Consider the following 22,741-nt stretch of genomic DNA (forward strand, 5'->3'; position numbering starts at 1 on the left):
TATGCATAAAAAAACCCGCTAAAAGCGGGTTTATATTTGAAATTTGGGGGTTTTAAACAATTTTATCTAAAAAAGAAAATGGATCTTCTTTAGGTGCAGGGTCTTCTTTAGGTTGATGCACACTAGTCCAACGTGCCAAGAATTTTTCAGCATAATCACCAGGTAAAATGGAGCGTAATAGTTCAGCAGCATCATCTTCAGACTCAATGGCATTGATTGCATCATCGCTAATAATTCTCGCCGAATCATCCGCCGGGTCATCTACAATACTGATTTCATATAAATCAGCACGCTTAATTTCAACATGTGTGCCTTTATTCTCCATATCAATTTCGTTGGGTGGATAAAACGCAATTGAAAATCCATCAACTGTTCCATGTTGTACCATTGCTGCTACATTTTGAGCCAAAGCAAGACCAGGTGTCAGCTCTACTTCAAGATATAAACCTGTATCATCTTCAACCAATTTAATTATCTTGCCGATTCGCATTGTAATGGTTGAATCGACATACCATTGACGCCAACCATGATTGTAATAACAGTGGACTTTTTTTGTACCAGCATTAAAAGCAGCACAAACATCGGCAAAAGCTCCTTTAATGAACTTTTCGCCATAATAATTGACAGAATCCCACTTAACAGCATACCCACTTACTGTAACAACACCCGTTTTATCGTCTTTCTTAATAAAACGGCAATTCTCTACAGCAATTGGCATCCGCCGACATTGGACCTTTGGCAAGTTAGGCGAAAATTTATTTCGCACTTGCAGTTGCTTTATCATCTTCTTTCACCTTGTAATTGCCTGTTTTCATTCGTTCTGCCGTAGTCATATTGACTGGAACAAGTAAAAAATCCCCATTTGGATCAGGTGTGTCACCCTCTTCGCGTCGAATTTCATTTATGGATGATTGACCACTAATAATTCGATCCTTATTAGCTGCAATACGCTGTAAATAAGAAGCTCGAAGAAGGTCTTTTGTCTTAAATTCAAACTCATACAAATCCCATTCATGAGGCTCCAGCAAATGAATACGAATACTTTCTTCAATCCGCTCCAGATATGGCCGTAAACCAAATTTATAGAATCCGTCGATAATTTTATCGATACCATCGCCCCATGTCGTTGCCCCATCCATTAAATAGACTAATATCGGAGGCACTCCAAAAAAACGACATGCGTCTTCAACAGATAACTTACGAATCTGAATTAATTCTAGATCGGCAGGTGTAAGGCTGATTTGCTCAAATTGCATATCATCTTCAAGAACTGCAATGTCTCCATCGTCACCATTCACCAAAATATCTAATTCAGTTCTAAGCTTGTCTCGTTGAGCATCTTTTAAAATACGTTTAGTTTTTAATGCACCTGTTGGTTTAGCACCATTTGACATTAATCTGGTCGTTTTATCACTTGCAGACAAACCCACACCAATTGACGCCGCACCGTATGCTATGGGTGACATCCCCCATAAACTTGTACCGAACATCTTGACATGCCAGACCTGTTTTTCGGTCAGCTCGACCTTTCGTCCGTTGATCTGGCATTCATAAACGGGATCACCGTTATCTTTGATTTTTAGATCAACCGAACCACTATTAATAACCTGCAAACTGACCAATTTTTTACCAATATAGTCACGTTTACAAACTGCATTACCAGCAACCAGATTCAGCATAAAATGCTCTCGAAACTCGACAGCAGTTTGATATCGGTTAGGTTTATTACTCAAAAGCTGAATTACTGGATGATCCTTTACGATTGTTCTACTTCCATCAGCATTTAACTTAAACATTTGTAAAGGCAGGGTTGCTACAGACTCAACAAGAATCTTGACACAAGCAAAAACCGCACTAAGCGTCATTGCACTATCAAAAGTAACGGGCTTTGCCGTCCTTACAGCAGAACGGGGACGATCAATTAAGGTCGTCCCCGTTCTGTCTTGCATTGGTCCAGTTCCCCGCACTTTCAGCTTTTTTAGGTCATCTTTTTGACGACCCTTAGCTTTATTGCGGTTTTTACTCATCGTCTAGATACCTTAATCATACCACTCAGAAAATCATCAAAATTCCCATTCTCTTCGCCTGGCACAAGTTCAAAAACTTCTTCCTTATCCCAGTACATGGCCCTTGAAGCTGCAATAATCATCCCAACCGCAGCATCTATTTTTTTGGCGCGTGAAATTTTTCTAGGAAAAATACACTCTTTAGCATCCTCTTTAACTACCACATTGAGAATGCACCACTTTAAAACTGGATCACCGCAAAAACGTATGCGATTTTCAGCAATCAAAACTTCAATCCAACGCATTGCCGGGTTTAAAAATTCAGTTCTTTGAGGAACTTCAATTACATTTAAACCAGCATCGAGTAGATCAGCAGTCACTTGTTCAGCATGATATGGATCATGACCAACTTCATAAAATGGGTAGTCATTATGATGTTCAAGAATGTCTTCTTTGATACGGTTGAAATCTGTTGAAGCACCTGGTGTTTCAATCAACCAACCTTCATCACGCCAAACAGGGTAATCATCCGGTCGCATCTCACCGTTAATTGCTTCGGTTGACTCCATTACTCTTTCATTGATGTAACTATGAGCAAAGACATACCAAATAATTTTTCCATCTTCAAAATTTGGTCGCATCTCTACCCATGAGGCAAGGTCTAATCGACTTGCCAAATCATAGCCACCAAACCCTACAACACCTTTAAATTTTTTATAGGAGACTTCAACCTCACAATTTGACACAACAGATTCAGCAAGCCAGCCATCAACCGCACCTACCCATTCATTTAAATGCTTTTGCCGAAAAATCGCTTCATTTGAAGGGGAAATTTTGCATTTATCAGCCATCCCTTGCAGATATTCAGGTTTTACCGAAATTCCATAGTTGGGATTGGCTTTAGGCCAGTTTTTAGGGTCTTTCCAGTCATCACCTTTATCTAAGCAAAAGATCATCCCGAAATAACGCTCGTGCGTTGCTTCACCTTTCAGAATTGCTACAACAATTTTTCTTTCACGATAACAAACCGATGTTGTATCTTTTCCAGCGGTTGTAATCGCAAAAAGTAATGGTTGCGCACGAGATGCAATACCGTTTGACACAATGTCATACATACCAGAATCTTTATGAGCATGTAATTCATCAATCAAACCACAGTGAACGTTAAAACCGTCTTTTGACCCGTCCCGATCCTGTGAAAGCGCTTTAAACGATGAGTTCGTTGTCGTTTGGAAAATCGAATACTCTTGCTTAGTGATACCAAAGCGCTCTTGCATCTTTGGCGAATAAGCAACCATTGTTTTTGCCGCGCCAAACAAAATGTTGGCTTGGTCTCTAGTTGTCGCGGCAGCATATACATTTGAACCGGGTTCACCGTCGATGAATCCCATGTACAAACCGACAGCCGCCAACCAAGTGGTTTTACCATTCTTCTTAGCGACTTCCAGATAGACGTATGTGAAGCGACGTAAACCCTCATAATCCACCCATCCAAAAATATTGACCGTGACAAAAACCTGCCACGGTGACATTACTAATAAGTGCCGTGTTCCATCACGTTTTAAGCGGGCTAATTCCCCTTCAACATGCGGGCAAGTTTCAATAAAAAAGCACGCATGTTGTGCGCGCTCTACATCGAATCTAAATTCAAAATTTATATCTGGCGGCTTAGAACCAATTTTTAAGGATGTGAGTAATTTTTCTAACTCTTCATCACCCGAACCCAATGGAATACCAGAACGATTAAGGTCATTTAAAAAACGTTTAACAGCAAATTTTTCTAGCTGCCCAGCAGTACGCACTCCAGAGCGCACGTCATGGCAATACTGAAGTGCGATTTTGAAATAATCGCGCATAAAAACTCACTAACTAGATCGAATTGAAAAGTTTGCATATGGGTCATTTTCTTCTTTCTGACCAGCATCAGCACCCAACAAATCTAATTGCTGTTGTTTATTAACTTTGACGCTTGAACGTGCTCTTGGTGTTAAACCAAATTCAGCAGCAGTCTTAATAATTTGCTCTTGTAATTTATTTCGAACCTGCAACCAAGCGGCTTGGACCTCAAAACCGTTTGGCGTTGTTGTCACCCATGAAGTTATTTCTTCTAACTTTTCAAGCGCCTTTTCATAGGCGGCCATATTGTCACAATGCAATCCGAACACATCACCATCAACAACAGATAACAAACCCGCCTGAACTAATACAGGTCCCAAAGTATCCCAATGTTTTTTTGCGCCCCCTTTTACCCAACGAGGGCAAGGTGGCATTCCCAAAGCAACCGATGCATTAGCTTCTTGAGCATCCCCATCCCGATCGGTTCGGATACGGCTGCCGCTAAGAATTTTTTCTTGTAGCCCCTTCGGTGGACGACCCATAGTTGACATAAGAACCTCCAAAAAATTTAAAACTGATTAAATATTAGAGGTATACCCCCCTATGGACTTTTGACCACGTAAAAATTTCACGGGGGGGCGGTCTTTTCTGAGAGAGCCTTTTCGACTTTTGACCCCCTATCCCCTATTTTTCAGTAAAACGATTGATATCTTGAACGAGAATTTTTACTTCATCTTCAGGAACTTCATAACCAGTAATGTTTTGATCCGACTTAACGTATGCAAACCATTTCCCGTAATTGTCAGAGCCTGTTCTCTGGTTTTTTTTAATCGAGATAACATCAGAAGCAAGAACGTATATATTTGAATTAATCTTGACTATCATTAAAAATTCTCCCGAATCACTCGGCAACCTGCATCAACTTCATCAAGTCGAGCACCGCGCAATCGCTCATAGATTTCAATTCGTGGCGTGGTTTCATTATTCCAAATCACATACAAACTTGAGTTTGCTTGAACCACAACACCAATATCATCAAAGCCCTTGATGTCATCACGATAAACAACATGATCACCAAGTAAGATAACTTCACGTTCACTCATACCTTCACCGCCTTGAAGTGCGAATGATGCAAACGATGAACAAAGCCATCGGCATCACTAACTTCAACCATGTTTGCAGCTACTGCCGTAACCATGAATTGATCTGTGAATTTGCAATCAAGCGAATCAATTGCATAACCAGTTGAAGGCAAAACAAAGTCACCTGTCTTAAACTCGTTTTCACTTTCTCGATTTGCTTTACTTGGTGATTGAACTGGTGACCAACTGCCTTTGTCTTCGGTAGCGGTCTTGCGGTCATGGCATGACTTGCAAAGCGGTTGCCAATTGTTCTTATCCCAAAACAAAACTTTGTCACCCTTGTGTGGGACGATATGGTCAACAACCGTAGCGGCTTCAACTAATCCGCGCTTTCGATGATCCGCACATAGCGGGTTCTCATCTAAGAATTTTGTTCTTTCTTTTTCCCAACGGGCATCATAGCCGCGCTGGTGCGCTGTGCCCCGCTCCCGATCTTTTTGTTTGATCCGGTTTTGATGCTGATCACAGTATCCTTTGTTGGATGCAAAATCTTTACAACTGCCAACCAAGCAAGGACGCTTAGCTCTTTGTGGTGGACGATTGGTCATGATGAATCTCTTCAAATCGAATGCAACGCTCTAAAAGTTTTGTCATCAATTTTGAAGTCAGTTTGTGTTTTCCAATCTTTTTCTCAATCAAATACAGAGCATAGACGGAGTAACAAACCCACGGTTTCATTTCAACAATTAATCTACCTGTGACCATAACCGACTCCAAAAAAGAAGCCCGCATGTCCAAGGAAGTCATGCGGGCTTTGAAAGAGAGCTTTTCAGCTCTGAAGGAAACTACAGCGTTTAATACAGTTATCCATTGTGGAGAAATCTAACTTAACTTTGCTTTTGTGTCAATACCGAAGTTTACTTAGAGCAATAGACCTGCTTAATAATCTTTTCTTCACCTAATTCACATGCCTGTTTTAGATCAGCTAAAACATTATCAATGTGGCCTTTCATGTGGTTGCGTACAGTTGTATCACTGAATCCAGAAATAATTTCACGGTTACGTTCAGTAGGTTTGTAATCAGCAGATACTAAACAGAACTCAACCAAAGCAACGCGAACGATTGGCAAGTGATAGATCATGTTCACACCTGCTTGAATAAATTTATCTTGATACTTTGTAAGCAATAACTTGCTAAATAACTCCACATTCTCAATGTTGTTTGCGCCCAAGTATTTCAAGCGGAATAAATTATCCTGCAAAGGAGTTAATTTTGCATAACTCATAGCTATACAAACGTCCGCAGCAGTCAAAGCACCATGACAACCTGAAGGTATAGCTTCATAGTTGGTAGTTTTAGGATTCAATAACCGTAAATATTTTTCCATTATGCACCTAGTCCATTACACAATGTTAAGGGTGTTAAGAGTGTTGTTAAGGGTATAAAAATATAAAACTCTTAGTTGGTAAGGCTTGTGAAGGGTGTTAATAGTGTTAAGGGTGTTTTTCTCACGCACGGGAGAGTTTTTGGTAATTAATTCATTAATTAACTTAATTATAAAAATAATTATCACGCGTATGCGCGCGCGCACAAAACCCTTAACACCCTTAACATTAAGGCTGTAAGCATTGGTATGATTTGATTTGGTGATGTTAAGGGTGCATAAAAATACCCTTAACATGTCCCTTAACACCCTTAACACGTCATGAAAACAACATTGGGTGATGTCAGTATTATTGTGCTTGTTGTAAAACATTTGGGACATCTCCATGCACTTTAGCACTAAACTCATGTATTTGTGAAGTCAACCAATCAACTAACGTTTCATTTGATTGAGGATCATGCTCACGAACAAAAATTATTGTCTTCTGCTTCTCAGGTTTTATCACGCTATAGCCTGTTCCTTGCTCTCTATAACGTCCAAGCCTTTTGGTTACGCCAGGAATAGTTGCAATCTGAAAAGAAAACTTATTTTCGGGTAATGGCTTTTCTGTTGAATGCCTACACCAATTCACATATGCCTTGTATAGATCGGTTGATAAGCAACAACAGAAAGGATAATCAAGCTCACCAGTACTCCACTTCTGATAAAACAACTTCCAAGAAGGCAAACCATATTGAATAATGTCTCGCTTAGCATCTGTATATGGCGGTTCCGTATGCGTAGTAAAGCCATCTAAGGGTAGTTGCAAAAGAAAAGTGTAAAACGCATCAATTCCCGTGCCATCGATACACTGAAGCACTTCATGCTTTAGTTCATCATCTAATTTCCCACAGGGTTTAACGACAAGAAAGCGTCGATCTTTTTCCTCTAAGGGCAATGGTTGAGTATCATTTGATAAAAACACACAGTTGATATGGTTAGATTGTTCATAACCACTCATAAATTTCTTCTCAATACGAATCGTTTCTCCCGTAATCATATGCTTAATCAAGCCCATCATTCCGTACTTAGATTTATTGTTAAAAATTTCTTCAAATATGCAATAAAGCTTTTGTTCAGCCCAATCTGTATAGATTGACTCAAGCCCGTTTTGACCAAGTGTCACGCAATACTTGCCATAAATTTCTCGCATAACTTTTCCAAAGAATAATGACTTTCCTGCTCCCTGAATTTCACCATGCATGAGAATTGATGTAGCCATTTTAGAGCCTTGATTTTGCAATGGATAAGCTAACCACTTTAAAATCCAATCCACTACAACCTTGTCATAATTACATGTGTGATTAAGTAATTTTATGATTGGCTGGCATAGTTCAGTTGCACTCTTAATAGGGATCATCTGGTCAACATCATTTAGCATTGGTGCTATCGGCAACCCATCAAACATATTAATTTGACCAGGCTTTACGTTCATGGTCGGATTGAATACAAGGTCTTCAAACCAAATCATTTTTTTATTTTCTGACTTAATCCAAACTTCATAACCAGAACGAAAGTTATCCTTGATCGTATCGTTGCGGACGGTGCGCCTTCTCTTCACATCCCATGACTCTTTTGTACCTTCGAGCATAATGAATCTTTCACTCATATTCTGCTCAAGTCGGTCCATATCTTTATTTAAGATATTCTTAACAGAGTTGCTATCAATTAATTTACGCTTAGGGTGATTCGACCATTCAGCAAATAAGCCTTTGCCCAACATATCTTGGAAGGCTGTTTTCTTGATCTGGACCTTCCTATGCATATCCCAATATTTAGATTCACCTTCAATCTGGCAAAACCGACCTAGACATGATTCCAGATTAAGGGTGTATACACCTTCCTCCCCCTTGGAACCCCCATTTTCTGCCACACAATCAGTTGAAGCAGTTTGATTTGATGAAATATCACGATCTTGACCCTCATTTTTGTGGTCTGTTGGGGAAAGGGGTGCGGGGAAAGATGCGAAAGAAGCCAAGGCTCTTTCGATCTGTCCCTTGACCGCCTCTAAGCCAAAGTTCACGTGAAGATCATTAAAGTCAGTTAATGCTTGTTGCTGTGCCATCTCTTGTGATTCATTACTGATACCATCTTCATGCTTGAAGATTGGCACAATAACCATACCGCCTGTCACAGCAACAGCTTCATTTGCCATTTTTCGGCCAGTATCTTCTTTTGCGCTGTCGTCGTCTGCACAGTAAAGCAAACGTGCATTTGGTTCTATTGACCGAATTGCTTGTCCTACTGGTGGCAAGTTACCTGCATCAAACGCAACCACGACAGGTAAATTGGTTGCCATGTGTATTGATGCGGCTGTTGCATACCCCTCTGCAATACATATCACAGGATCAGCTAGATCAATTGTGCCAATAATATGAAAACAGCCTTTCTTACGTCCACCTGGTAAAAACTTTTTTGAACCGTCAGCTTTAATATATTGAAGGTTCCATAATTCTCGTTTTTCGTTAAACAATGGCACAATCAAATCGCCATCAAAGTTGACCTGGCAATCAAAAATTTTGACTTGCTTGTCTTTTAAGTATATACAGTTTTTCTCTTCACCTTGGTGTGTGTTATTCCATAAACGAAGAGCCTTTTTTGCTGCATTTTTTTGGATTTTTTCCAGCTCTTCCTCATGCATACGTTTACGTAAAGCAGCCTCTTTTCTCCATCTCTCCCGATCTGCTTCGGTGATTACGGTTTCTTCAGAAATACCAACGATTGCGGCCAATTCTTTAATAATTTCAGGTAAAGCCAAATTAGTCACACGTCCAATTAAAGCAATACCATCCCCAGCTCCACAGTTATTACAGAAAAAATCACCGAACCCCTGTTTGTCATCGTAATAAAAACGATCTTCACCACCACACGAAGGACATGAGGAATGTCTTTTTTTAGGCGGCATGGTAATGCCAAATTGAGGATAAATTGCATCCCATTGATTGAAGGTCTTTTCTTTAACAATTTTTAAATCAAGGCCCTTTTTAGGTCTAGCCATGTTCACCTCGATAATGTTCTTCCGCCATAGCTAGAATCGTTGAAACAACACGAATAAGTTCAAATGCATCTTTACGAATTACCGCTAACTCATCTTCACTAATGCAACCATCGCCAATGGCTTTAGCTACGGATTGAGATAAGTCACCCTGCTCTTGAGCCAATTTTCCTATTTTCATAACAAAATCAGTGGTATTTAAATTTTCGGTTTTAGGTAGCTCAAACCAAGCCGCATTTCCATGAATTGCACAAACACTATCCATAATTCGGCTATCTTTTGTTTCATCCAAAATAGCTTCAAAATGGTAAATATTTGCTTTATGTGTAGGAGTCGTTGGATTGATGGAACTACGGAACGTATTGATATTCCATCCGTTCTTTTCTGCAATTTGCGCCATTAGGTATTCATCACCTGGACGATAAACAGCAGCCTTTAAAGCCTGCTCTAATGACATTACCGTTTTTTCACGACGTTCGATTAAAGATAAAACCATGTTAAAAATCTCCGATTTCATTCATTTTTTTAATTATTTACATGCACTAAATTCTGCTTGCTCTTTTGGAGGCGTTTAGGAACTCGGCCAGCCGCTAACTCTCTGATTTCATATTCACGATAATCAGGGATGTCTTCCTCATCACCCCATTGAGCTATTGCAGAAGTGGTCAATTCGAGTTTTTCTGCTAATTGATAAAGTTTTTTGCAATTAAGTAGCTCTAGAGCTTCTGTACGGGTCATACTGTCACCAAAAAATCTAAGTAAACTTAGAATTTATTAGACACAAGTTAACTTCGATAGTCAATAGCTAAGATAACTTAGATAATCATTGTAGGATTTAGAAATGGAAACCATTGGTTTACGTATACAAAAACTTAGGAAAGAAAAAAAATTATCCAAAGTAAAACTTGGCGATCTAGTTGGAGTATCTGATGTAACAGTCGGTTTTTGGGAAAAAGACGTAAATGAGCCTAAATACGAAAATTTAGAGGCTTTGTGTCAGGTCCTTGATACTACAATTGATTATTTAAAATATGGTGTTAATAATAATGAGCAATCTGTTAAAGACTTTAGACCAATTACAAGGATGCTGCCTGTGCTCGATTATGTTCAAGCTGGAAACTGGACCAATGTAAGATCAATTCAACCACATGAAATTGAACTATGGTTACCTGCTCCACCAGAAGCAGGAAGAAACAGTTTTTATATGATTGTTCAGGGCACAAGCAACACCCCACACTTCAAAGATGGGGATTTAATCTGTATTGATCCAGATATTCCACTTGAATACGTTCAAACAGGTGAAATGATTGTTGCAATGTGTGATGATCAAGCAACATTCAAAGCTCTTGTTAGAGAGAATAAAAACATGTACTTACAAGCTTTAAATGGGAATTTCCATCCGAACATTATCCCTCTTAAAGAAAATTGTATTTATAAAGGTAAATATGTGGGTAAATTTGAACCTCCAAAAAAATTCTTATAAATCAATAATAAAAAAAATAATCTAAGTAAACTTAGAAATATTGATTGACTAAAAATCTAAGCTAGATTAGTTTTAATACATCTAATCTAACTTAGGATTTAGTCATGAAAAAACATAACCCTGCTAAAACCCAATTCGACATCCTTGTTGATGCTCGACTATTTGCCCCTGATTTTGCCCAACCAAAGCGTGATTTTGATTTCTATCGTGAAAGATCGATTGATCAAATCAAATGCGCTATCTCCAACATTTCAAAAGCTTCTAACGGCAATGAACTCGTTATTGCGATTGCCCAGGCAAATGCCTTCATTGATTCAGCTTATAACCTTGAATTTATTAACCTTGTTGAAAAGGTTAAATGGACTGAAGAACTAAGTTCTGCTTTTCACGGTTCGGTTTTGGAGGCTTGATCAATGGTCCAAAACTCACCACAAGTTCAGCAAGAAATCATGAAATTGGCTGGTAGCTGCTTTCAGCTTTCTAAGCCTGGACTACAGATCAATTTCAAACTTTATAACCACACTGAAGAAGTTCGTATTTACGTTTACTTCGGTGGTTATCAGCACGCCAAAAAAGATTGGGAAAATCGCACCGTAGCTATTGTTGTGCCTTTCGGTAAATCAGTAAGCCAATTGGTTGCACGTTTACAAGATGCACAACGCCAACTTATCCAGGCTATTCATGGGGGCAGAACAGTATGAATTGGTCCGATGCGTATTTAAAAGTTCGCCAGGTAATTACCGACAAACACGGTGTAAAACGTCCCGCTCAAACAATCAATGGCACGCTCGATTGCCCGATCTGTAATGAAGGTGAAGTGATTTATTCAATCAGCTCACACAACGGTCATATCTCTGGTCAATGTGACACATCAAATTGCGTCAACTGGAGAGAATGAAATGGAAAAGCTAGCTGGTTTTTCAATAATTGGCCTGTTATTGGCGGGCTATCTCTTAGTTAGTTGCTTGGAGAAAATCTAATGTTATTTGTTAAAGATAACCTTAAACATCAGCACTTTATTAACCTTGATTTAGTCACAAATGTAATTGTGACTGATCTTGAAGACGGTTCACAACGTTTTTCTTTTCATTATACCGGGCATATTGCAACGCAATTAATTGTGGCCGATCCAGAAGCACAAGAGGATTTGTTGCTATCCCTTAGTCTGCACAATAAGCCTGGTTATGAAGATGCAATTGTCCCTGCTGAAGTATGGCGAAAAACTAAGGAGGACCTATGACAACTCCAGACAAACCGTTTCTTGCTAATAGTCTATTTTTGCTTGTAGCTCGTTATCAGTCACCAGTAGTTCCATTGGAAACGATTATTAAGGACTATTTCAATCACATGCAAATTGCTGAAGCTAGACGACGTGCGAACAGTCAACAGTTACCGTTTCCTGCATTTCGTAGCGAACCGGATAACAAAAAATCAACTTGGATGGTGAACCTTGCAGATTTGGCAGTTTATTTAGATAAGCAAAGCCAAATTGCCCTAAAAGATCACCAGGCTATGCATGCATAGGTGTTCATTATGTTTGATGAAACTATCCGCCCAAATTTATATGTAAAGCCAAACCTAAATGAAGCAGTTGAACAGTGGTTAAAAATTAAAGGAAACATAATCACATTGCTTGAGCCAGGCTTTACTAATTTTCCAGATGGAAATATTCCTAAAGAACGTGTCCAGGTAAAACCACTGGACATTGAAAAATATAACGCTGAAAAGGTAACCAAAAAAGCTCCAGTTAAGGCTAAAAAGCCGAAGCTGGAGAAGGTGGCCAACAAGACAAAAGTTAATAAATCAATTGGTAGACCTAAGAAACCAACCAAGCTTTATATTTTTACTGAAGCTGAAATGAACCGAATCTGTAATCGTGAAACTTATGAGAATGCACGAAAGCTTGGCCTTACCGAATTTCAAGCAATTTGCAGTAAACACGGTTTAACTGATTACTACTTTGATAACAACAATGCACGTTGCAAGAAGTGTCGATATAGATCACTTACCGATGCAGAAGTTCAGGCAAATAATAAGCGTGTTCAATTGAATTTCGAACTTATGACTTTAGCCATTGAACAAAACCAAAAACATTTTACTGGCATGTGTAACAGTCATGGTGAAACTAAATTCATGATTATGAAAAGCCCAAAAACATTAACTGGCTTTAATTACAAATGCGTCACCTGCCAAAACAATGCCAGTTACCGCTATAAAGCGAAAAAGAAAGGAACAAAGAGATGAAGGCATACAAATTTATCCAAAACTTTTCCTTTGAGAAGACCAAAGAAATTGTTGAAAACGCGCCAGACCAAGCATTAAAAGTTGTTTATCGAAATGAATATCTCTGTATTTATTACAAAAAAAGCAAAAATGGCAATGTGATGTCATACAACGAATATCTCAAAAAGTTTACTTATCAAAGAACATCAAATCGGGTATGGGATGCACCCGAAATGTCAGACCTTTTAGAGCTAAAACAATTTGTAGAATCAATAGTAATCATCACAAAACTTGGTGGAATTTCAGAAGCCAAAGAAGACCTTTTAATCTGTAACCTTTCGGATTGCGGGGAAACAGTTTATTTAAAAGAGTCTGGTGAAATATTTAGATGCTCTACTGAAAGACTTAAACAAGCTATATCAGATTATGAAGATGTTTATATAAATGATGTTAAGCATCAAATTCAATATGGTCTTCCTGTTTTGTCAAATAGCAAAGCTGGATGCGTATTTTTCCCATATACCAGCATGACAATAGGAATTGATTTAGCTGAAGGTCCAGATTGGTCTACCTCAATTCCAGGAGATAATTCATGAGCAGATTACAGGTAGGTGGTTTAGCTATGATTATCAGTGACATTGTTTGTCATGAGAATGATGGCAAACTTGTGAAAATCATTGCATATCATGAAAGTGTTGAATGTAGAGACCCAACAGGTACTCATATCGCTCATGGGATATGGGAAGTTGCTTGTGACAGCGGAATTATAATCTGGGATGGTAGCGTTAAATATTATGGTGATGTTGGTTACGAAGGAAAGTATTTACTACCTTTAGGAGATGATGAAGGTATTGAGCTTTATAACTTAAAAGAAGAACTTAAAGAGGCTTATTAAAAATGTATATGACAGAAGAAGATGTACTGAACGCAATCGCTGGTGGTGATGTCGATGCTAATGATTGTTTAAACCAAGCTAACCCAAACTTTGAGAAGCGATTCAAAAGACTAACCAAAGGTCTTGAAAAACTTATGAAAGACATTCGCAAAAGCTTCCCTGATGCAGAGTATTACAGTGCGAACGATGGTCTAGTTTTAATGCTTGGGAACTCTCATGGCTCAAGTGGTCGCCCTCAACGGGAGTTAGAGGCTGCTGATGGCGGTTTAGGCACCATGCTAAGCGGGGGTGACTTCTAATGGCTACCTATATCGAAATGCTTGCTGATCCTGAGTTTGTCAAAAAACTGGAATCAAAATTAACAGGAACAATTGTTGATTTATATTTACGTGAAGGAAAAAGCCCACCTATACCAAGATTACGAGATCACAAGTTTCATTATGATGATCCTACAATAAACAAAGCGGTGGAACGTGTAAGACTTGGCTTTCTAGTCATGGCTCAAGTACTGGACGATCTAAAGAAAGCTGAAGAAAAAGCCCCTGAATAAAGGGGCTTAATATTATATAAAATCACCTAATTTGGCATTTCTAGCATTTTCTATAGCTTCATCAAAATCTAATACAGTCTTTCTTATTGTGTTTAAATTAACGTAAATTTTTAAACTATTCCAATCTTCATGCAATGTGTACTGTTGTATTAATGGAATACTCATACCCTTCTCAGCAAGCCTTGTTGCAGCTTCATGACGCAAATCATGAAACCTTAATCCCTCAATACCAGCCATATTTTTAATTTTCTGCCAGCTACGATCAATTACGTTATCATGAAATGGTAGTAATAACGCTGGATCACCACCGCGTCTTAACATACGTTTTCTTAATTCAGGCTCAAGCAAAAGATCAATTATTTTTTCGGCTCTTTCGTCCACTACAAAGTATTTATCATTGCCAATTGTACCTTTTGGGTTCTTTACAGCCTTTAACAACCAGCGATGATTTTCCCTGTCGTAATTATCTATTCTTAATTGTGATAATTCGTTAAGCCGACGGCCAGTATAAATATCTAACCACATAATGAGATGAATTGGGACATCCGGGTATTGAGTCATGTAGTAATACTGGAGCGCTGTAGTAGTCAATTTTTGCAACTCTTCAGTTGTCGGTAATCTAAGTCGTTTTCGTGAACTACCTATTGCCCTGGCATTTCTTAACCCTTTAGAAGCCTTTTCAAGCTCATCAAAATTTACCTTTAAACCCCAAACTAAATCCGCATGATTCAAAATCGTTCTTATATATTGTAAATCCATATTTGCGGTCGCTGGTCCAATAGCTTTAACTCTATATTCCTCTAATTTTCCTTCTCTACGTGCACGGATATGTTCGGCATAGTCCTGCCTAGTTAAAGTTGATATTTGTTTTTTAGCGATCGGAAATCTAGTAAGAAGTTTAAGTGTAGATTTTTTTGAACGGCCATAACTTGTGACCTCTTCAAGATATAACTCAATTGCTTCAGCTAAAGTTATATCACCTAACTTTTTTTTAAGTTCTAAAATTATGCTTGGATTCTCTTCAATTTCAGATTCACGTTTTTTTAGCCAGGCTTCGGCTAGAGACTTTTTACTAAAAGTTTTAGATTCTGTATACTTCGCGTCCTGCTTGCGAATTTGCAGTAAAGCACGATAGCGAACCTCGCCCTTTGTTGTCGTACGTTTTGTAATAGTTCCCATGGTTGCAATATCAAAACATTTTGTGTGATTGAAGGTTGCAATAAGGTTGCACAAAACACAGATAAACGCAAATAAACACGAGTAAACGCAAGTATTCACACATTAAGATAGGTGCTTAAATGACTGATATTTCTAAAAACGTAATTAAATCAATTACTCCAAGAATATCCGTTGCTCCTATGATGGACTGGACTACAAAGGATTACCGATTCTTTGCACGGTTGTTTAACCCAAACGTTGTGCTGTATACCGAAATGGTGACAACAGGCGCGATTTTATTTGGCGATGCAAAACGCCACTTGGACTATAACGCTCAAGAACACCCAATCGTACTGCAACTTGGTGGTTCAAATCCTCAAGAGCTTGCCACTTGTACAAAAATGGCTGAAGACTGGGGCTATGACGAAGTCAACCTGAATGTAGGCTGCCCAAGTGACCGTGTACAGAACAATAAAATCGGCGCATGTTTAATGGCAGAGCCAGACTTAGTTGCTGAATGTATTCATAGCATGCAAAAAGCGGTGAATATTCCAGTAACGGTTAAGCACCGTATTGGTATTGATGACATGCAGTCTTACGAAGAAATGCTGCACTTCGTAGATACCGTTGCGGCAACGGGCTGCACACACTTTGTCGTACATGCCCGTATTGCGATATTAAAAGGTTTATCTCCGAAGGAAAACCGAGAAGTACCACCGCTACGCTATGAAGATGTTTACCGTTTAAAGCAAGAACGCCCGCACTTAACGATTGAAATTAACGGCGGAATTAAAACTTTTGCCGAAACTCAAGCTCATTTACAGCACGTTGATGGCGTGATGATTGGTCGTGAAGCCTATCACAACCCTTATCTACTTGCTGAGCTTGGCCAACTTTGGAATTTAGAAGCACCAGACCGTTTCGATATCATGGAGCAGATGTTGCCTTATATTGAACAACGTATGGCGGAAGGAGCTCCACTCTCTATCATTACGCGTCATATTTTAGGTTTATTTCAAAATCTACCGGGTGCCCGTAAATGGCGTCAAGCATTAAGCGGTGGAAATGCAAAAACTTTAGCTGATGTCGAGAATGCTATTCGAAACATGCAAGCTGCGATTATTCGTACTGAAGAATATGTGAAAGAGCATCAGGCTTAAGCCCACTCAGCCTTCTTAAATTGTAAGAAAATGTGGCATTTTAAATCAGAGACTTAGATTTTGAGTATATTCGCAAATGTCGGCTCGAAATATTCAAATTTAAGCTCTGATTATTTATTTATACTCAATAATATCAGTTACTTAAATTTTACTAGTTTTAGCTACTATTTTAACTAGGCTATTTTTTCGCAGTCAGAAATAAAAACTGGAAAAAAGATACGTTATTACATAACATAAACAAAACTTTTAAGTTTGGGCAATTAGTATCTCTGAACGCCACAGGTAGGTGGTGATTTTCTAAATACGGATATAGGTAGTACGGGTAGAGATTTCACGATGATTATTTATGACGGACAAGTAGCTGATAACTATATGTATCAGGATTCAAATCAGGCAGCGATTGTTGTATCACACAGCACACCAAGCCTTCCTTATCCCTTCACCATGAAACCCAACAATCACCGCACTGCAAGCAATACCCCTCCAGCCATTGATGTAGAAAAATTCGTAGCAAAATTAGAAAGTGTTACTTCTAGACGCAGCAAAGCTCGTTGTGCACGTAGCATTCGTCTTGCACTTGAATCTGCTGGTGCCGATGTTGAAAACCACCCAATTGCAGCATCTGATTGGGGCGATACCCTGAAAAAGATTGGCTATAAAGAAATTAACCCAGCTTTTGATGAGCCTCAAGAAGGTGACATTTACATCATTCACAGAACTCGCAACCATGTTTATGGTCACATCGCTGGTTACACAGGAAGTGAATGGGTTTCGGACTTCAAACAAAGCAGTTACGACGTCTATAAAGATGACAACGTCACCTATACTTACTACAGATTAGGTTAATTTACTGCTTTTTAAGATCGAAACATTTGATGAATTTGCTCGGCACAATGCTGAATCATTTCATCCTGATCTTTTCTATAAACCAACAAAACTTCTGAGAATGACAAATCATCTGCCAAAGGTAATAGCTTTACCTGATTAGGCAAAATTTGTTTGAACTCTTCAGGAACTATACTGATTCCCAAATTTGCAGCGACCAATTGTAACTGCGAAACCTTACGTGACAGAATGGGGGCTTTTTGTGGAGTAAATCCTGCAGCTAAACACAGATTTGCGACCAAATAACTTAAGCCCCCTCTGTCAGCATGAGCTGTAGTTACAAAACACTCATCTTTCAAGTCTTTTAAATAAACCTTTTCTGCTTTAGCAAATTTGGCATGCTCGGTATGCACAGCCACCATTAAAGGCTCTTCATATAACTTAAGAATGCTCATCTCATCTAGAGTGTGCCGAACGGGAGGTCTAATAAAACCAATATCAATTTCACCGTTCATTAAAGCTAAGATTTGCTGCTCGGATGACAAGGTATTGATCTCAAAACTCAGCTGCTGCGTTAAGCTAACTTCTTTTAATATTTGTACCTTTTTATGATCCATAACAATGCTACTTGAATGAGCAATTTTAATCTGGCGGTTTTTCCCTTCCGAAACACTCTTGGCAAGATCAATAATTTCATTTAAGTAGAGCAAATTATCTTTTATTTTCTTATAAAACACTTCTCCCGCTGCCGTGAGTTTTACCCTTTTATCCGTGCGATCAAACAACTGAAAACCTATCTCTTCTTCTAATAGCTTCATTTGTCGACTTAAAGCAGACTGAGCAATAAATAGCTTTTCGGAAGCAGCGGTAAAACTCCCTTCTTCAACAATTTTTATGAAATATTGGAATTGTTTTAATGTGAGCATTATCATCTCAAAATTAGATCATTCGGTCTATTTTCTATATTAGATTAGATAGATTCCCTTCGCTAGAATTTTATTAAGACCATTCACTTGATTGAATTCTTCATGAAGTATTTAAAAGGTTTCGCAATATGCACCATCGTTATTTTAATTTTATGGTGCTTTAAATTTTATGATCAGCAGCTACCTACACAGCCACAGCAAGACCACATAGAGCTGTACGATTAAATAGTTTCTCTCAAAAATAAAAGGCATGTACTCTCACCTAAGCGCATGCCTTTTCAATATTTAAATTAGGCTTTCTTTAAATCGAGTTTTTTCAAAACTTCGGCCACAGCAATCATGGCAAAGCTTGAAGTCACTACTACTGCTGAACCATAGCCACCACAGCGCAACCCTGCCGATGGGCAGACATCCGCACTAGAAAACGGATTGTCGATAGAATAAATACAGGTAATGCCAAATTTCTCTTTTGGCTTTTTACATATGCCGCGAGCACGAAGCTGACTACGTAACTTCGCTAACATTGGGTCTTGCTCTGTTTTTGATAAATCAGCCACACGGATTTTAAGTGGATCGAGCTTACCACCTGCCCCACCCGACACAATCAAAGGAATTTTATTAAAACGACAATGGAGCATTAAAGCCAGTTTTGCTTTAACGTCATCGATGCAGTCCAAAACAATATCTGGTATAGGGTTTAAAAGCTCTGCGACATTCTCTGGTGTTAAGAAGTCATCAATAATATTAACTTTAATACGTGGGTTAATTTGGCGACAACGCTCCGCCATAATCTCAACTTTTTCACAGCCCAGAGTAGAGGTCATTGCAGGTAGCTGACGGTTCACATTTGATGCCGCAACCACATCCATATCGACTAGTGTGATCTCGCCAATACCTGTACGTGCTAAAGCTTCTACCGCCCAACTGCCAACCCCACCAATACCAATCACCATCACATGACTTTGTTCATAGTGCTGGAACGATGAATCACCATAAATTTTGGCTACACCTGCAAAACGGCGGTCATATTCATCTTGTTGAAGATCGGTCATTGCTACTCTTTGAGGGGATATAAAACACGGAGAGTATTTTACTGCTTTTCAGAAGAAAGTGTATTTCAGATCAAAGAAAACTTGAGATGGTGATATTTAAATTCACGACAAGTCTTATCATTATAATTCAATTACTAACAGCTAAATCTTCTTACTTTTTTAAAAAAGTAAGCAAAAACTTTCTCATTCACAAAACCTGTCATCTGTTCACGAGTATCAGAAGAATCGCAGAAACTATTATCTTTTTATAATGGGCAGGTTGTGAATGATGATTAGCTCAAGCAAATAAAATGAAAAGTTCTAATGTAAAAGCTCAATTAATACCAACCAATAAAAATATTGATTGGTATTAATCTCAAGACAACATTAACCAGCAATTAAATTCCGTAGTACATAATGCAAAATACCACCTGCCTTAAAGTACTCAACCTCATTTAACGTATCAATTCGACATAACACATTAAAGTGGCTGGCTACTCCATTTGGCGCCTTCACATCAACTTCAAGAATTTCATGAGGCTGAATGCCATCCGATAAACCACGAATCGAAATAACCTCATGACCAGTTAAGTTAAGCGACTGTCTGGTTTGACCATCAACAAACTGTAATGGCAACACGCCCATACCCACCAAGTTTGAACGGTGAATACGTTCAAAACTTTCAGCAATCACAGCTTTAACACCTAGCAAATTCGTACCTTTGGCAGCCCAGTCACGTGAAGAACCTGTTCCATATTCTTTACCAGCAATAATCACAAGCGGTGTATGTTCTTGTTGGTAACGCATCGCCGCATCATAAATGGCAAGTTTCTCGCCACTTGGTACATGAATGGTATTACCGCCTTCTTCGCCACCCAACATTTCGTTTTTAATACGAATGTTGGCAAAGGTACCTCGCATCATGACTTCATGGTTACCACGTCGTGAACCATAAGAGTTGAAGTCTTTTGGCTCAACACCTTGCTCTTGTAAGTATCGACCTGCCGGGCTGTCTTTTTTGATATTACCCGCTGGTGAAATATGGTCGGTGGTTACCGAGTCTCCAAGCACTGCCAAAATACGTGCCTGTTCAATATTTTTGATTGGTTTTGGTGGCTCACCAATACCTTCAAAGAACGGCGGATGACGAATATAAGTCGAATCATCAGCCCATTCGTAAGTTTTACTTTTTGGAATCTGAATCGCTTGCCAGCTTTCATCACCATCAAACACCGCAGCATATTCTTTGTGGAACATGTCGGTATTTACTTTTTGTAAGACGGCATCAATTTCTGCCTGACTTGGCCAGATATCTTTTAAGTAAACAGGTTGCCCATCTTTCCCTTGCCCGATTGGTTGAGTCGTTAAATCGGTACGGATATTCCCAACTAAACCATAAGCAACTACGAGTGGTGGCGAAGCAAGCCAGTTGGTTTTAACCAATGGATGTACACGACCTTCAAAGTTACGGTTACCCGAAAGTACAGATGCCACGTTTAGATCATGACACTGAATTGCATCTTCAATTGGTTCAGGTAAAGGACCCGAGTTACCAATACACGTTGTACAACCATAACCTACCAAGTTATAGCCTAACTCATCTAAATACAGGGTAAGTCCAGCAGCCAATAAATAGTCGGTTACGACTTTAGAACCAGGTGCAAGTGAACTTTTTACCCACGGTTTACGCTGCAAGCCTTTTTCAATGGCTTTTTTAGCAAGTAAACCTGCCGCCAGCATTACACTTGGGTTAGAGGTATTGGTACATGAAGTAATCGCTGAAATGACGACATCACCATGATTTAATGGATATTCCTGCCCTTCAATCACACAAGACGGGCTTTCATGCTGAATATTGGCTTTGGTCGCTTCTACAGCCGTACCACCACCGCCTTCATTTTCCAAACGCTCTTTGGCTTCTTTGGCTGGCTTAAGTGTTAGCTCCATGAGCGCATTAAACGTTTTTGGTACTTCTGATAAAAGCACACGGTCTTGAGGGCGTTTTGGACCTGCCAAACTTGCCTGAACCGTACTCATATCTAAACTTAAGGTATCTGTGAAAACAGGTTCATCACCCGGATTACGCCATAAGCCTTGTGCCTTGCTATATGCTTCAACCAGTGCAATACGGTCACTTTGACGGCCAGTTAATTTCAAATAACCCAAAGTCACTTCATCAATTGGGAAGAAGCCACAAGTTGCGCCATATTCAGGTGCCATGTTGGCAATGGTCGCCCGGTCAGCAAGTGGTAAGTCGGCTAAGCCATCGCCATAGAATTCTACAAATTTACCTACCACACCTTTTTGGCGAAGCATTTGAGTAATGGTGAGTACCAAGTCAGTTGCCGTAATTCCTTCTTGTAATTTTCCGGTCAGTTTAAAACCGATCACTTCAGGAATAAGCATAGAGATAGGCTGACCCAACATGGCAGCTTCTGCTTCAATACCACCAACACCCCAACCTAAAACCCCTAAACCATTAATCATAGTGGTATGTGAGTCTGTACCTACTAACGTGTCAGGGAAAGCAAAGGTTTGACCATTGTCTTCACCTAGCCACACCGCTTGAGCCAAATACTCTAAATTGACCTGATGGCAAATACCGGTACCCGGTGGCACAACACTAAAGTTATTAAATGCAGATTGTCCCCAACGCAAAAATTGATATCGCTCGCCATTACGCTGCATTTCAATTTGAACGTTTTCTTCAAAAGCCTGATCATCGGCAAAATAGTCTACCATCACGGAGTGGTCAATGACTAAGTCTACAGGTGATAAAGGATTAATTTTTTCAGGGTCGCCGCCCGCTTGTGCCATTGCAGCACGCATTGCAGCCAAGTCAACAACTGCCGGAACACCGGTAAAATCTTGCATTAAAACCCGTGCAGGTCGATATTGAATTTCCTGATCGGAAGTACGGGTTTTTAGCCACTCAGCTAAAGCATGAATGTGTTCTGTTTTAACACTGTGCTGATCTTCAAACCGTAATAAGTTTTCCAACAGTACTTTTAATGATTTCGGCAGTTTGGCAATGTCACCTAGCTTTTTCTCGGCTTGGGTTAAGCTAAAAATCTGATAATTGCTGGAACCTACTGTTAGCGTCTGTAGAGCATTAAAACTATTGATATTGCTATACTTAGCCATTGG

General features: G+C 39.2%; 29 protein-coding genes. 14 read left to right on the forward strand and 15 right to left on the reverse strand.

From position 1 onward, the window contains the following. Positions 1–52: 52 nt before the first annotated feature. The 11 genes from F984_RS15495 to F984_RS15545 all read right to left on the reverse strand — a co-directional run bounded on the left by F984_RS15495 (position 53) and on the right by F984_RS15545 (position 10,081). Positions 53–784: an HK97 family phage prohead protease gene (locus F984_RS15495; protein WP_004710614.1), complete on the reverse strand. Its 732-nt coding sequence runs from the start codon at positions 782–784 to the stop codon at positions 53–55. After that, positions 756–2,027, reverse strand: coding sequence for a phage portal protein (locus F984_RS15500; RefSeq protein ID WP_004710615.1), 1,272 nt, complete (start codon positions 2,025–2,027; stop codon positions 756–758). Before F984_RS15500 ends, F984_RS15495 begins: the two co-directional genes overlap by 29 nt. Continuing rightward, positions 2,024–3,862, reverse strand: a complete 1,839-nt coding sequence (locus tag F984_RS15505; RefSeq protein ID WP_004710616.1) for a terminase large subunit — start codon at positions 3,860–3,862, stop codon at positions 2,024–2,026. Before F984_RS15505 ends, F984_RS15500 begins: the two co-directional genes overlap by 4 nt. A gap of 9 nt (positions 3,863–3,871) precedes the next feature. Then, entirely contained in the window at positions 3,872–4,393 is a 522-nt protein-coding gene (locus F984_RS15510; protein ID WP_004710617.1) for a P27 family phage terminase small subunit, read from the reverse strand. Between the two features lie 133 nt (positions 4,394–4,526). After that, positions 4,527–4,727, reverse strand: coding sequence for a hypothetical protein (locus tag F984_RS15515; RefSeq protein ID WP_004710618.1), 201 nt, complete (start codon positions 4,725–4,727; stop codon positions 4,527–4,529). After that, on the reverse strand, positions 4,727–4,945 hold the full coding sequence (locus tag F984_RS15520; RefSeq protein WP_004710619.1) for a hypothetical protein: 219 nt from the start codon (positions 4,943–4,945) through the stop codon (positions 4,727–4,729). Before F984_RS15520 ends, F984_RS15515 begins: the two co-directional genes overlap by 1 nt. Then, complete coding sequence (locus F984_RS15525) at positions 4,942–5,532, reverse strand: HNH endonuclease (protein WP_004710620.1); 591 nt, start codon at positions 5,530–5,532, stop codon at positions 4,942–4,944. The genes F984_RS15520 and F984_RS15525 overlap by 4 nt, the downstream gene beginning before the upstream one ends. A 309-nt stretch (positions 5,533–5,841) precedes the next feature. Next, on the reverse strand, positions 5,842–6,312 hold the full coding sequence (locus tag F984_RS15530) for a hypothetical protein (protein WP_004710621.1): 471 nt from the start codon (positions 6,310–6,312) through the stop codon (positions 5,842–5,844). Between the two features lie 346 nt (positions 6,313–6,658). Then, complete coding sequence (locus F984_RS0104020) at positions 6,659–9,346, reverse strand: DUF5906 domain-containing protein (protein ID WP_004710623.1); 2,688 nt, start codon at positions 9,344–9,346, stop codon at positions 6,659–6,661. Next, a complete protein-coding gene (locus F984_RS15540; protein ID WP_004710624.1) occupies positions 9,339–9,839 on the reverse strand; it encodes a phage regulatory CII family protein in 501 nt (166 codons plus the stop codon). Before F984_RS15540 ends, F984_RS0104020 begins: the two co-directional genes overlap by 8 nt. Positions 9,840–9,868: 29 nt before the next feature. Further along, positions 9,869–10,081, reverse strand: coding sequence for a helix-turn-helix domain-containing protein (locus F984_RS15545; RefSeq protein WP_000198661.1), 213 nt, complete (start codon positions 10,079–10,081; stop codon positions 9,869–9,871). 103 nt (positions 10,082–10,184) lie between these two features. On the opposite strand from F984_RS15545, the gene F984_RS15550 reads away from it, so the two are divergent. The 11 genes from F984_RS15550 (at position 10,185) to F984_RS15595 (ending at position 14,494) form a co-directional block, all read left to right on the forward strand. Then, a complete protein-coding gene (locus F984_RS15550) occupies positions 10,185–10,826 on the forward strand; it encodes a LexA family protein (protein ID WP_000447685.1) in 642 nt (213 codons plus the stop codon). A gap of 104 nt (positions 10,827–10,930) precedes the next feature. Then, positions 10,931–11,236, forward strand: coding sequence for a hypothetical protein (locus tag F984_RS15555; protein ID WP_004710625.1), 306 nt, complete (start codon positions 10,931–10,933; stop codon positions 11,234–11,236). A 3-nt stretch (positions 11,237–11,239) separates the two neighbouring features. Continuing rightward, a complete protein-coding gene (locus F984_RS15560; protein ID WP_004710626.1) occupies positions 11,240–11,527 on the forward strand; it encodes a hypothetical protein in 288 nt (95 codons plus the stop codon). Next, complete coding sequence (locus tag F984_RS22590; protein WP_004710627.1) at positions 11,524–11,724, forward strand: hypothetical protein; 201 nt, start codon at positions 11,524–11,526, stop codon at positions 11,722–11,724. Before F984_RS15560 ends, F984_RS22590 begins: the two co-directional genes overlap by 4 nt. An 81-nt stretch (positions 11,725–11,805) precedes the next feature. After that, the gene (locus F984_RS15565) at positions 11,806–12,066 is read left to right on the forward strand and encodes a hypothetical protein (RefSeq protein WP_004710628.1); all 261 of its coding nucleotides are present in this window, start codon (positions 11,806–11,808) and stop codon (positions 12,064–12,066) included. After that, on the forward strand, positions 12,063–12,350 hold the full coding sequence (locus tag F984_RS15570) for a pyocin activator PrtN family protein (RefSeq protein WP_004710629.1): 288 nt from the start codon (positions 12,063–12,065) through the stop codon (positions 12,348–12,350). Before F984_RS15565 ends, F984_RS15570 begins: the two co-directional genes overlap by 4 nt. 9 nt (positions 12,351–12,359) lie before the next feature. Next, positions 12,360–13,070: a hypothetical protein gene (locus F984_RS15575; RefSeq protein ID WP_004710630.1), complete on the forward strand. Its 711-nt coding sequence runs from the start codon at positions 12,360–12,362 to the stop codon at positions 13,068–13,070. Beyond that, on the forward strand, positions 13,067–13,645 hold the full coding sequence (locus F984_RS15580) for a hypothetical protein (protein ID WP_004710631.1): 579 nt from the start codon (positions 13,067–13,069) through the stop codon (positions 13,643–13,645). The genes F984_RS15575 and F984_RS15580 overlap by 4 nt, the downstream gene beginning before the upstream one ends. Continuing rightward, positions 13,642–13,944 (forward strand): hypothetical protein, encoded by a 303-nt coding sequence (locus F984_RS15585; RefSeq protein ID WP_004710632.1) that lies wholly within the window; start codon positions 13,642–13,644, stop codon positions 13,942–13,944. The genes F984_RS15580 and F984_RS15585 overlap by 4 nt, the downstream gene beginning before the upstream one ends. 2 nt (positions 13,945–13,946) lie before the next feature. Next, positions 13,947–14,243 carry a hypothetical protein gene (locus tag F984_RS15590; protein WP_004710633.1) on the forward strand — a complete coding sequence of 99 codons (297 nt, stop codon included), beginning with the start codon at positions 13,947–13,949 and terminating at the stop codon, positions 14,241–14,243. Continuing rightward, positions 14,243–14,494 carry a hypothetical protein gene (locus F984_RS15595; RefSeq protein ID WP_004710634.1) on the forward strand — a complete coding sequence of 84 codons (252 nt, stop codon included), beginning with the start codon at positions 14,243–14,245 and terminating at the stop codon, positions 14,492–14,494. The genes F984_RS15590 and F984_RS15595 overlap by 1 nt, the downstream gene beginning before the upstream one ends. A 12-nt stretch (positions 14,495–14,506) precedes the next feature. Here the strand turns inward: F984_RS15595 and F984_RS15600 are convergent, their stop codons facing one another. Continuing rightward, positions 14,507–15,673 (reverse strand): tyrosine-type recombinase/integrase, encoded by a 1,167-nt coding sequence (locus F984_RS15600; protein ID WP_004710635.1) that lies wholly within the window; start codon positions 15,671–15,673, stop codon positions 14,507–14,509. A gap of 119 nt (positions 15,674–15,792) precedes the next feature. Between F984_RS15600 and dusA the strand changes: the two genes are divergently transcribed. Both dusA and F984_RS15610 read left to right on the forward strand, forming a co-directional pair. Next, positions 15,793–16,812 carry a tRNA dihydrouridine(20/20a) synthase DusA gene (gene dusA / locus F984_RS15605; protein WP_004710636.1) on the forward strand — a complete coding sequence of 340 codons (1,020 nt, stop codon included), beginning with the start codon at positions 15,793–15,795 and terminating at the stop codon, positions 16,810–16,812. A 336-nt stretch (positions 16,813–17,148) separates the two neighbouring features. After that, positions 17,149–17,658 carry a hypothetical protein gene (locus F984_RS15610; protein ID WP_004710637.1) on the forward strand — a complete coding sequence of 170 codons (510 nt, stop codon included), beginning with the start codon at positions 17,149–17,151 and terminating at the stop codon, positions 17,656–17,658. Positions 17,659–17,669: 11 nt separating this feature from the next. On the opposite strand, the gene F984_RS15615 is transcribed toward F984_RS15610, so the two are convergent. Beyond that, a complete protein-coding gene (locus F984_RS15615; RefSeq protein ID WP_004710638.1) occupies positions 17,670–18,563 on the reverse strand; it encodes a LysR family transcriptional regulator in 894 nt (297 codons plus the stop codon). 102 nt (positions 18,564–18,665) lie between these two features. On the opposite strand from F984_RS15615, the gene F984_RS22595 reads away from it, so the two are divergent. Then, positions 18,666–18,788: a hypothetical protein gene (locus F984_RS22595; protein WP_009503237.1), complete on the forward strand. Its 123-nt coding sequence runs from the start codon at positions 18,666–18,668 to the stop codon at positions 18,786–18,788. 65 nt (positions 18,789–18,853) lie between these two features. On the opposite strand, the gene F984_RS15620 is transcribed toward F984_RS22595, so the two are convergent. Further along, complete coding sequence (locus tag F984_RS15620; protein ID WP_004710639.1) at positions 18,854–19,615, reverse strand: tRNA threonylcarbamoyladenosine dehydratase; 762 nt, start codon at positions 19,613–19,615, stop codon at positions 18,854–18,856. Between the two features lie 366 nt (positions 19,616–19,981). Further along, positions 19,982–22,738, reverse strand: coding sequence for an aconitate hydratase AcnA (gene acnA, locus F984_RS15625; RefSeq protein WP_004710640.1), 2,757 nt, complete (start codon positions 22,736–22,738; stop codon positions 19,982–19,984). Positions 22,739–22,741 lie beyond the last annotated feature (3 nt).

Origin of the sequence: Acinetobacter nosocomialis NIPH 2119 (assembly GCF_000368085.1) — a bacterium.
In the GTDB taxonomy this organism is placed as follows: Bacteria; Pseudomonadota; Gammaproteobacteria; order Pseudomonadales; family Moraxellaceae; genus Acinetobacter; species Acinetobacter nosocomialis.

Excerpts from the sequence above, each read along its gene's own strand:
- F984_RS15580 (WP_004710631.1), top strand. The coding sequence starts at position 13,067 with ATGAAGGCATACAAATTTATCCAAAACTTTTCCTTTGAGAAGACCAAA.
- F984_RS15505 (WP_004710616.1), bottom strand. The coding sequence starts at position 3,862 with ATGCGCGATTATTTCAAAATCGCACTTCAGTATTGCCATGACGTGCGC.
- F984_RS15620 (WP_004710639.1), bottom strand. The coding sequence starts at position 19,615 with ATGACCGATCTTCAACAAGATGAATATGACCGCCGTTTTGCAGGTGTA.
- F984_RS15590 (WP_004710633.1), top strand. The coding sequence starts at position 13,947 with ATGTATATGACAGAAGAAGATGTACTGAACGCAATCGCTGGTGGTGAT.
- F984_RS22595 (WP_009503237.1), top strand. The coding sequence starts at position 18,666 with ATGAAGTATTTAAAAGGTTTCGCAATATGCACCATCGTTATTTTAATT.
- F984_RS15510 (WP_004710617.1), bottom strand. The coding sequence starts at position 4,393 with ATGTCAACTATGGGTCGTCCACCGAAGGGGCTACAAGAAAAAATTCTT.
- F984_RS15615 (WP_004710638.1), bottom strand. The coding sequence starts at position 18,563 with ATGCTCACATTAAAACAATTCCAATATTTCATAAAAATTGTTGAAGAA.
- F984_RS15525 (WP_004710620.1), bottom strand. The coding sequence starts at position 5,532 with ATGACCAATCGTCCACCACAAAGAGCTAAGCGTCCTTGCTTGGTTGGC.
- F984_RS15545 (WP_000198661.1), bottom strand. The coding sequence starts at position 10,081 with ATGACCCGTACAGAAGCTCTAGAGCTACTTAATTGCAAAAAACTTTAT.
- F984_RS15495 (WP_004710614.1), bottom strand. The coding sequence starts at position 784 with ATGATAAAGCAACTGCAAGTGCGAAATAAATTTTCGCCTAACTTGCCA.
- F984_RS15520 (WP_004710619.1), bottom strand. The coding sequence starts at position 4,945 with ATGAGTGAACGTGAAGTTATCTTACTTGGTGATCATGTTGTTTATCGT.
- F984_RS15600 (WP_004710635.1), bottom strand. The coding sequence starts at position 15,673 with ATGGGAACTATTACAAAACGTACGACAACAAAGGGCGAGGTTCGCTAT.
- F984_RS15530 (WP_004710621.1), bottom strand. The coding sequence starts at position 6,312 with ATGGAAAAATATTTACGGTTATTGAATCCTAAAACTACCAACTATGAA.
- F984_RS15575 (WP_004710630.1), top strand. The coding sequence starts at position 12,360 with ATGTTTGATGAAACTATCCGCCCAAATTTATATGTAAAGCCAAACCTA.
- F984_RS15565 (WP_004710628.1), top strand. The coding sequence starts at position 11,806 with ATGTTATTTGTTAAAGATAACCTTAAACATCAGCACTTTATTAACCTT.
- F984_RS15515 (WP_004710618.1), bottom strand. The coding sequence starts at position 4,727 with ATGATAGTCAAGATTAATTCAAATATATACGTTCTTGCTTCTGATGTT.
- F984_RS0104020 (WP_004710623.1), bottom strand. The coding sequence starts at position 9,346 with ATGGCTAGACCTAAAAAGGGCCTTGATTTAAAAATTGTTAAAGAAAAG.
- F984_RS22590 (WP_004710627.1), top strand. The coding sequence starts at position 11,524 with ATGAATTGGTCCGATGCGTATTTAAAAGTTCGCCAGGTAATTACCGAC.
- F984_RS15560 (WP_004710626.1), top strand. The coding sequence starts at position 11,240 with ATGGTCCAAAACTCACCACAAGTTCAGCAAGAAATCATGAAATTGGCT.
- F984_RS15570 (WP_004710629.1), top strand. The coding sequence starts at position 12,063 with ATGACAACTCCAGACAAACCGTTTCTTGCTAATAGTCTATTTTTGCTT.
- F984_RS15555 (WP_004710625.1), top strand. The coding sequence starts at position 10,931 with ATGAAAAAACATAACCCTGCTAAAACCCAATTCGACATCCTTGTTGAT.
- F984_RS15550 (WP_000447685.1), top strand. The coding sequence starts at position 10,185 with ATGGAAACCATTGGTTTACGTATACAAAAACTTAGGAAAGAAAAAAAA.
- F984_RS15540 (WP_004710624.1), bottom strand. The coding sequence starts at position 9,839 with ATGGTTTTATCTTTAATCGAACGTCGTGAAAAAACGGTAATGTCATTA.
- F984_RS15610 (WP_004710637.1), top strand. The coding sequence starts at position 17,149 with ATGATTATTTATGACGGACAAGTAGCTGATAACTATATGTATCAGGAT.
- acnA (WP_004710640.1), bottom strand. The coding sequence starts at position 22,738 with ATGGCTAAGTATAGCAATATCAATAGTTTTAATGCTCTACAGACGCTA.
- F984_RS15595 (WP_004710634.1), top strand. The coding sequence starts at position 14,243 with ATGGCTACCTATATCGAAATGCTTGCTGATCCTGAGTTTGTCAAAAAA.
- dusA (WP_004710636.1), top strand. The coding sequence starts at position 15,793 with ATGACTGATATTTCTAAAAACGTAATTAAATCAATTACTCCAAGAATA.
- F984_RS15585 (WP_004710632.1), top strand. The coding sequence starts at position 13,642 with ATGAGCAGATTACAGGTAGGTGGTTTAGCTATGATTATCAGTGACATT.
- F984_RS15500 (WP_004710615.1), bottom strand. The coding sequence starts at position 2,027 with ATGAGTAAAAACCGCAATAAAGCTAAGGGTCGTCAAAAAGATGACCTA.